We start from the raw sequence: 8,433 nt of genomic DNA, 5'->3' as shown, positions 1-8,433 counted from the left end.
CTTTCGCGCCTGCCGCGGCAAGGGCTGCGGCGGTAGCCTCGCCGATGCCGGACGAGGCGCCGGTGACGAGCGCTACCTTGCCCGTGAGTGTTGAATTTGCGGATGTCATGAGAAATCTCCAGATGCCCGGCCCGTTCCTTCACATAGGTCGCGCGGCCGAAGCGTGAAGCCGGCCATCGGACCAGTTGACGCGATTTGGGAGCCGTCCCGTGCTCAATCCTGTTCGTGTGGCCCCGGCTCGGGCCACGGTTCCTTCGCCGCTTCGGCGTACCAGCGACGCATCGCTGGTGTCGCCAACACCGCATCGACATAGGCGCGGGTGACGGGCGCCAGCTCGCCGCCATAAGTGTCGAAGCGCGTGACCACCGGCGCATACATGGCATCGGCCGCGGTGAAATGACCGAACAGGAAGGGACCGCCCTTGCCATATTGCTCGCGGCACTGGCGCCAGATCGCCTCGATTCTCGCCCGCTGCGCCTCGCCCTCGGCATCGAGCGGCTTGTGCGATTTCGGCCGGCGCAGATTCATCGGCCAGCCGTAGCGGACCTCGCGGAAGCCCGAATGCATTTCCGTCGCCACCGAGCGCGCCAGCTGACGAGCGCCGAGGTCCTTCGGCCAGAGGTTTTTCTCGGGATAGAGATCGGCCAGATATTCAAGGATGGCCAGCGTTTCCCAGACGATCCTGCCGTTATGATTCAACACCGGCACCAAGCCGGTCGGCGACACCTTGGCAAGGTTGGCCGCCGTTTCCGGCGTGCGCAGCCGCACGAACCCTTCCTCGAAAGGGATATCCAGGTGCTTCATCGCCACCCATGGCCTGAGCGACCAGGAGGAAAAGCACTTGTTGCCGATGTAGAGGGTGAACTCCGCCAAGACCGTCTCCCGATGATGTCAATCCGCTTCGGCCGTCGTTATCGCCAATGGCCTGACGCCGGCGCGGGCCTGGATCGCGGCGACCGCCGCCTTTATGTCGGGGTTGACCTCGATCGCCTTGCGGCCGGCCTCGATCGTCAGGTCCACCTGGTCGACAGGCAGCCGCAGCCTGGTCGGAATTTCGTTGAGCTTCGCCTGCATCGACGGATCGACATCCGCGAAGGACAGGTGCTGGACCACAAGGCGGACATCACGGCAGTTCCAGCCGATCGCCGACCCGCGATAGGCGGAAACGGTGGAAGCCGGCAGCCCGCAACGATAGCGCACCAGCTCACCCTTCCATTGCGAGACGGCGAGTTTCAGCGCATCGAACTCGTCGCGCACCGAGGCGGCGAGCGTGGTGCTGGTCACCGCATCGAGGAGTTCGGCGGCCTTTGGCCCGTGCAGGGACTTCGCCCAGCTCACGTCGCTGTCGCTCCCGGCATCGGCGACAATGAAGATCAGCGTGTTCAGGCGCACCGCCGCCGAGGGCGACAGCGGCCCGTAAGGCGTGCCCGCGGCGGAGCGCTCGAGCGTGAAGCCGGTGACGCCGATATTGTCGGTCAGGCCGCCGTCGAGCAGCTTCACATAGTCGAGCGGGTCGGCGTTCTGGTAGGAATCCAACGCGCTGGCATAGGCCTTGAGCCGCAGCGAGGCGTTGCGATCCGCGAGCGCAAGGCTCAGCCATTGCGGCCTGCGGTAACCGCAATGGGGACTGGTCGCCGAGACCACGATCGGCGCGAAGACGATCGGCACGGCGGCCGATGCCGCGACCGCGTCGGCAATCCGCACCTTGTCGAGGTCGCTGCACAAGGCGGCGAAGGTGTCGTAGGTGAAGAGGAACGGCGTGCGATTGTAGATGTCGGAGGCATTGATCCAGACGATCGGCCCCTTCGGCCGATGGAAGGCCTTGAATGTGGCGCCGTCGAACAGATGGTCGTTCAGCCATCTGGCGAAACCGCTGCGGTCGTTGACGCCGCCATAATAGGCGCGGATGAAATTGACCGGCGACAGCGATGTCCTGAGGTCGGCCTCGGCGTCCTGGATGAGAAAGCGTTCGCGAAAATCGCCATAGCCTTCCCTGCCGCGATAACCGAAATAAGCGGCAGCGACCGCGCCGCCCGAGGCGCCGGAAATCATCCTGATATCGTCGACCAATGTGCGCCGGCGCGGCCGCTGGTCAACGACGATATCGTCCAGCGCGCGCAAGACACCATAGGAAAAGGCCGCGGCGCGGGTGCCTCCGCCGGAAAAGGCCAGCCCGACTACGGTCGAGCCGTCATCGGCGGGATCGGGGATGTAGGTGGGCGACGGGTGGCCGACTTGCGTGGTCAGCACATTGATCGGCCCGACATCGTCGGCAACGCAGCCGGCCAGGGCCATCAGGACAGCGACAAAAGCCACACGAAGACGCAAACCCGGTTCCCCCAGGGCTGCCTCTCCCGCAGCCGCCGCGAACCTAACCGGATTGTATTGCCCGATGCAACCACCGGTACAAAGACGTCGCCATCGTCGGGAACCTGAACCGCTCCGGCACGTTATGAGACCCGGATGCGGTTCTCGCATCCAACTCCCATCGAGACCCCAGGAGATGCGCGCATGGTGAACAGGGATCAGGTCGCCGGCATTGCCAAGCAAATGAAGGGTTCGGTCAAGCAGGCGGCCGGCAAGGCCACCGGCAACCGGCGGACAGAGGTCGAAGGCGTTGCCGACAAGATCGCCGGCAAGGTGCAGAAGGCCTATGGCGACGTGAAGGACAAGGTCAAGAAGACTTTCTGATCTCTTAGGCCGTCGACGACAAGGGCTTTGAAGGCCGCCGTGGGGCGGCCTTTTCATGTCTGGAATTGCTTGGCCAAGGCGTTGGTGAAGACGATCTCGCCGTGATCGCCAGTTGCCTCGCCCAGCACCACATCCATGTTGTCGGCCGTGACCCTGGCCAGCGCGAAGCCGCCCATATAGGCCGCCTTCGGCTTGACGATATCGAGCCCGTCGCGCTGGTAGATCATCGGCACTTCATGCTGGTGGCCGTGGAAGACGGCAATGACGTTGTAACCCCTGATCGCGGCCAGCAGCGCCTGGCGGTCGGCCTCGCCCCACCAATGCGGGCGGCCCGTGCCATCGTCGTCAAAGGTGCGTTTCACCGGGTCCCAACGCTCGGTCGAGAAACTGTCCCAGCCATAATGCTGGAACAGGACGACCGGACGACCGTCGCCGGCATAGGTGGCGAGGTCCTGCTTCAGCCAGGGCAGGCTGCTCGGCGCGCCATGGCCGGTGTCGCCGGCGAAACGGTGCGTCTGGATGAGGTGCAGGCCGCCCCAGTCCCAGGAATAGCAGTCGGTGTCGACATCATATTCGGTTGCGGGCACCGGTGGCTTGAAGAACACGCCTGGGCGATGATTGACCTCGACATAGTCGCGCAATTCGCGGCGATACCAGTCGACATGCGGCGGTGAGCCGTTCTGGTCAAGATCGTGATTGCCGAGCCCGACATAGACCGGGATGTGGACGCGATCCGGCCCGACGCCCTCCTGGTAGCGCTGCGAGAACTGCAGAAGCTGCGTGCCTTCGCTGGGCTCGGTGACCTGGCCGCCGCCATCGTCGGTGATGTCGCCGCCGGTGACGAGGCCGAGCGGCGTGCCGATACGGGTGCCGGCCGAATGCAGGCCGGTGGAGACGCCGTTGATCTCGGCCGGCCACCTTTTGTCTGCAATCGCGTTCAGCGCCGCGACATTGCGCAAAAGCGCTGCATCGGTCTTGCCTTCCTGCCGGCAGTTGGGGCTGAGCCCACTCGCCATGCGGCAAGCATGGATATCGGCGATGAAGAGGAAGGTGGCGTCGATCGGCTGGATGCGCTTGCCGGTCTGACCAAAGGCCGCGCGAGGCAAGGCGCAGGTGGCAACGAGACCTCCCATCCTGGCGATGAAGGTGCGGCGCGAAACGATTGCTGGCGAAGAGCGATTCATCGTCACTCGATTAAACATCCTCGAACCGGCTCGTCCACCGTGAAGACGTTTCGCGCGCGGTACAATCGTGAATGGCTCCTGGTCGACAGCACAGCGGTGGTCTGTCATTGCTTTGGAACATGCATCCAGGGGAGGAAGGCATGAAAACCCTCACAATCGGCATGACGTTCGCCATGCTCGCCGGCACCGCGCAGGCTGCCGACTGCGTCGACGGCAAATCCGCGAAAGCCGGCTTCGTGCTCGAAAAGCCCGGTATCCGCAGCGAGTTCCGGCCGGCGCCCGGCGGCATGATCGCGGTGGCCAACAAGTACGAATCGGATTCACCGCAGACGCAGTATCTCTATGCCGGGTTGATCGAAGTGTTCCGCGACAGCGACACCGGGCGGCTGTCGATGATCCCGCTCGGCGACTTGAAGAAGCTGTTCCCGCTGAAGGCCGGCGCCAAGAGCAAGACCGAATTCGTGCGCCTGTCTTCGAAAAAGGCGCCGAAGGGCACCGAGACCCTGGCCTTGGCCGTCAAGGGCAAGGACAGCTACAAGCTCGGTGACTGCAAGTACAATGTGCTCGTGGTCGGCGAAACGATCACCGGGGATTCCGGTGCGATCATCGACAGCTTCACCGCGCTGTATTCGCCGGACCTCCAGGCGGTGCTGGCGCGGCGGTATGACGAAGGAACGAGCGCGCAGAGCGAGGTGGGGTTCGAGACGATCAAGCCGCTGAAGGAGTAAGGCGTAATTGTCGACTGCAGGCACTATCCGATTTTCGGCCGTGGCAACACACGACGACGGCGCTTTGCCGTCAATCCGCCCTGCGATGGCAAGAGCTCGAAACTTTCCAACCCCTGCAAGCACTCCCGCAACACCCGGGCGTCCTGCGATGTCTTGGCCATCGACATGGCGCCGGAATAGGTAGCGACGGTGAGCGCCGCAAAACGCTCCGGATCGGTCCCACCCTCCCCGCCGCCCAACCGGTCGGCCCTGATCTTGTCGGCGATCGCCTGGCGCCAATCGGCAAAGATCCTGGCCAGCGCCAGGCGAAATTCATCGTCGGCCAGCGACAGTTCATGCGCGAGGTTGTTGAGCGGGCAGCCGCGCACATAGCCCCGCTGTTCGAGCTCCGCGGCCACCGCCTCGAACACGGCCCGCACCCCTTGGCGGGCCGACGGCGCCGCCAGCACCGGGTTGATCCAGGTTTCCCGGACCGCGGCCGCCACCCGTTCCTCGATCACCGCCAGCGCCAGCACCTTCTTGGTCGGGAAATGGTGGTGCAGCGCGCCGCCCGTGACGCCGGCCGCCGCCATCAGATCGCCTAGGCTCGAGGCGTGATAGCCGCGCTCCTGGAAGGCGTCTTCCGCCACGTCGAGGACTCGCCGGCGCATGCCTTCCGGATCGTTGGTGCGCTTTTTGCGAGCCATATGCGACCTTCCCTTCTCCCGTTGCGGGAGAAGGAAAAGAAAATATCACATTGACAAAACAGGACAACCGGTCTGTTTACAAAACAGGACGATCACCCTGTTTTGAGATTCCGACCATGAACCGGCCTTCCCGCCTTGCCTCGCCTGTCGTGGAACTGCGGCAATACACGCTGAAGCCGGGGCAGCGCGAAACGCTGATCGCGCTGTTCGACCGTGAGTTCGTCGAGACGCAGGAAGCGACGGGCATGACCGTCATCGGCCAGTTCCGCGACCTCGACCGTCCCGACATGTTCGTCTGGCTGCGCGGCTTCGAGGACATGGAGGCAAGGAAGGACGCGCTGAGCGCTTTCTATGGCGGGTCAGTCTGGGCCGCGCACCGCGATGCCGCCAATGCGACGATGATCGATTCCGACGACGTGCTGCTGCTGAAGCCGGCCTGGCCGGGTGCGGCGTTCGACCTCTCGGGGTTGCTTCGGCCAATAGATGCCGAGGCTGAAACTGCGAACGATGAGAGCCGCTTGTCAGGCTTTGTTGAGATTTCGATTCATCATTTGCAGCTAGGCATCGAGGCTGGCTTTGCCGAGCGCTTCCGGGCGGAGGCGGCTCCGCTGCTTGCGGCAAACGGCGCCCGGCTGCTCGGCGCCTTCATTAGTGAGCATGCCGAAAACACGTTTCCGCGGCTGCCCGTGCGTGCCGCGGAAAATGTCTTTGTCATCGTCACCGGTTTCGATGATGTCGATGTCCATGCCGGCCATCAAGCCGCCCTCGCCGCTTCGCCGGCATGGCAGGCGGCCCACGAAACCATGACGGCTGTTTCCACAAAGCCGGTCGAGAGGTTGCGCCTGACACCGACGAGTCGGTCGCTGTTGCGGTAGTCACGCGGCCGGAAACATGCCCGCTGTTGCGTTGGCGACAAAGGCCGGGTCTTCCCAATGCGGGTTATGGCCGCAATCCTGCGCCCACACCAGACGCGATCCGGCGATCGCCTCCGCCATCGGCTGCTGGTGCGCGGGGCCGAAAAGCGGGTCGCGCCCGCCGGCGATGATCAGCGTCGGGACCTGCACGGTCCGCGCCGCTGCGGTCAGATCGGTGCTGCGGACTTCCTCGAGAATGGCGCGCCAGCGCGCTGTGGGAATCGCCGAAGCGTCCTTCGCCAGACCTGCCAGAAAAGCCCGCGGCACGACCGGCAGGCAGGCATGCCACCAGTCATAGAACGGATCGGACGGCGAGATCGGATCCCGCAGAGCCGTGACGCCATCGATCAACGGGTGATGCGATCCGAAATCGGGCTTCAGTGTGCTGGCCAGGATCACCAACCCGCCGATCAGCTCTGGATACCGGGCGGCCAGCGCGATCGAGACCATGCCACCCAGCGAATGCCCGACGACGACCGGCCGGTCTAGTCGCAGGCGCCGGATCAGCCCAGCAATGTCGTCGGCGAAACTGGCGACAGCAAAACCCTGGCCCGCTGACGAGCCACCGTGGCCACGCAGGTCCGGCATGATCAGCCGGCGCCCTGGAAGATGCGGGGTCAGCAGCGAGAAACTGCGGCTGGTGTCGGTGAAGCCATGAACCAGGAGCAGCGGCGGCTCCGAGCCGGCGACCTCGACATAGGCAAGGTCGAGACCGCCGACGTCGACGCTTCGCTTGTGGCCGGCCCAGGCGTCCTGCTCGGCCTCCTGATCCGCCAGATCAAAAGCTGCCGGCCTCACAGTCCGAGCTTTTGCTTGACCGCTGCAAGGCCGGGCTTGCCGTCGAAGGTGGTGACGCCGGCTAGCCACGTATCGAGGCGGTCCTTGTGCAAGGTGATCGACTTCAACGCCCCGTCCTCCGGCTTCATGCCGTCATTGATGAGGTAGCCCATGCCGACATTTTCCATGTCGATGTCGAAGGCGAGGTTCTTCAGGAGTTGCGCCACGTTCGGGCATTCCTGCAGAAAACCCTTGCGCACCTGCGTCGTCACGGTGGCAGCGCCGAAATTCGGACCGAAGAACTTGTCGCCGCCGGTCAGGTACTTGAAGTCGTACATCGTGTTCATCGGATGCGGCGCCCAGCCCTGGAAGATGATGAACTGCTTCTCCTTGATCTCGTAGCCGCCCTCCGAGAGCATGCCCGCCTCGCTCGACTCGACAACCTGCCAGCCATCGAGCTGGAACTGCGGATCGGCGATGGCGTCCATCATCAACTGGTTGGAGCCGGGCTCGATGCCGTACATCTTCTTGCCGAACTTGTCGGCAAACTTATGCAGGTCGGAAAGATCCTTGACTCCGGCCTCCCAGACATAGGTCGGCACGGCGAAGGTGTATTTGGCGCCGACCAGATTGACCCTCACATTCTCGATCGAGCCGTCCTTCTTGTAGGGCTCATAGTAAGTGACCATCGCCGGGTCCCAGTAGCCGAGGAACAGATCGAGGTCTTTGTTCTTCATCCCTTCATAGATGACGTTGATGCCGAGCACCTCGCTCTGCGGCTCGTAGCCGAGCGCCTGGAGCAACACCTTGGCCACGCCGGTGGTGAAGGCGAGATCGTTCCAGCCTGGCTCGGCCATGCGGACCGCTTTGCAGCTTTCGGCCTCGGCGGCCCGGGCCGGCTGGGAAGCCATGATCAGGGCCGCGAGACAGACGCCATTCGCAAGCATGCGCAACATTCCGGTTCTCCTCATCGTCAATTGACCTTTTGGTCTATTTATTGTCCCATTGGTCAATTGTTGATCTGTTCGGACGAAAATGTCAACATGGATTCGCCATGCATGGATCGGTCCATTGAAACTCACGCGCCTCAGCGACATACGCCGCAAGGAGTTGCGGCAGGCGGCGTTCGCCGTTCTAGAGCGCGAAGGCATCGCCGGCGCGACGCTGGAAAAGGTCGCGGCCCAGGCCGGCGCCTCGAAAGGCATCGTGCTGCATTATTTCCGCAACAAGCAGGAGCTGTTCGAGCACGCCATGCGCGAGGCGAACGCCGTGCTCTGCCACGCCGTGGTCGCCCGGTTGCAGCGGGCGCGCACGCCGATGGAACGGCTGGACGCCGTGATCGAGGGCAATTTCGAGGAGCACCTGTTCCTGCCGCCGCTCTGCCATGCCTGGCTGTCGCTCTGCGCCGAGGTGCCGCGCGACGAGAAACTGGCACGCATCCAGAAGGTGATCC

At 63.8% G+C, this 8,433-nt stretch carries 10 protein-coding genes; 4 read left to right on the top strand and 6 right to left on the bottom strand.

Features of this window, described 5'->3' with window-relative positions; translation table 11 throughout:
• Positions 1 to 213 precede the first annotated feature (213 nt).
• Positions 214 to 873 carry a glutathione S-transferase family protein gene (locus tag EOD07_RS13570; RefSeq protein WP_127235817.1) on the bottom strand — a complete coding sequence of 220 codons (660 nt, stop codon included), beginning with the start codon at positions 871 to 873 and terminating at the stop codon, positions 214 to 216.
• Between the two features lie 18 nt (positions 874 to 891).
• Positions 892 to 2,295 (bottom strand): patatin-like phospholipase family protein, encoded by a 1,404-nt coding sequence (locus EOD07_RS13565; RefSeq protein ID WP_127235816.1) that lies wholly within the window; start codon positions 2,293 to 2,295, stop codon positions 892 to 894.
• A 216-nt stretch (positions 2,296 to 2,511) separates the two neighbouring features.
• On the opposite strand from EOD07_RS13565, the gene EOD07_RS13560 reads away from it, so the two are divergent.
• A complete protein-coding gene (locus tag EOD07_RS13560) occupies positions 2,512 to 2,691 on the top strand; it encodes a CsbD family protein (RefSeq protein WP_041012477.1) in 180 nt (59 codons plus the stop codon).
• 53 nt (positions 2,692 to 2,744) lie between these two features.
• Here EOD07_RS13560 and EOD07_RS13555 read toward each other — a convergent pair whose 3' ends face one another.
• Positions 2,745 to 3,875: a metallophosphoesterase gene (locus tag EOD07_RS13555; RefSeq protein WP_164772230.1), complete on the bottom strand. Its 1,131-nt coding sequence runs from the start codon at positions 3,873 to 3,875 to the stop codon at positions 2,745 to 2,747.
• A gap of 140 nt (positions 3,876 to 4,015) precedes the next feature.
• On the opposite strand from EOD07_RS13555, the gene EOD07_RS13550 reads away from it, so the two are divergent.
• The gene (locus tag EOD07_RS13550; protein ID WP_127235814.1) at positions 4,016 to 4,603 is read left to right on the top strand and encodes a hypothetical protein; all 588 of its coding nucleotides are present in this window, start codon (positions 4,016 to 4,018) and stop codon (positions 4,601 to 4,603) included.
• A gap of 23 nt (positions 4,604 to 4,626) precedes the next feature.
• Here the strand turns inward: EOD07_RS13550 and EOD07_RS13545 are convergent, their stop codons facing one another.
• On the bottom strand, positions 4,627 to 5,289 hold the full coding sequence (locus EOD07_RS13545; RefSeq protein ID WP_127235813.1) for a TetR/AcrR family transcriptional regulator: 663 nt from the start codon (positions 5,287 to 5,289) through the stop codon (positions 4,627 to 4,629).
• Positions 5,290 to 5,405: 116 nt separating this feature from the next.
• Here EOD07_RS13545 and EOD07_RS13540 point away from each other — a divergent pair, with 116 nt between their 5' ends.
• On the top strand, positions 5,406 to 6,164 hold the full coding sequence (locus EOD07_RS13540; protein ID WP_127235812.1) for an NIPSNAP family protein: 759 nt from the start codon (positions 5,406 to 5,408) through the stop codon (positions 6,162 to 6,164).
• On the opposite strand, the gene EOD07_RS13535 is transcribed toward EOD07_RS13540, so the two are convergent.
• Complete coding sequence (locus tag EOD07_RS13535; protein WP_164772229.1) at positions 6,165 to 7,001, bottom strand: alpha/beta hydrolase; 837 nt, start codon at positions 6,999 to 7,001, stop codon at positions 6,165 to 6,167.
• Complete coding sequence (gene choX / locus EOD07_RS13530) at positions 6,998 to 7,936, bottom strand: choline ABC transporter substrate-binding protein (RefSeq protein WP_127235811.1); 939 nt, start codon at positions 7,934 to 7,936, stop codon at positions 6,998 to 7,000. Before choX ends, EOD07_RS13535 begins: the two co-directional genes overlap by 4 nt.
• A gap of 79 nt (positions 7,937 to 8,015) precedes the next feature.
• Between choX and EOD07_RS13525 the strand changes: the two genes are divergently transcribed.
• On the top strand, positions 8,016 to 8,433 hold a 418-nt coding region (locus EOD07_RS13525), incomplete at its 3' end, for a TetR family transcriptional regulator (RefSeq protein WP_127235810.1).

The sequence above is a fragment of the Mesorhizobium sp. M2C.T.Ca.TU.002.02.1.1 genome, from assembly GCF_003997225.1.
Note: the sequence above shows the minus strand (reverse complement) of the source record. Positions and strands in the feature narration are given on the sequence as shown.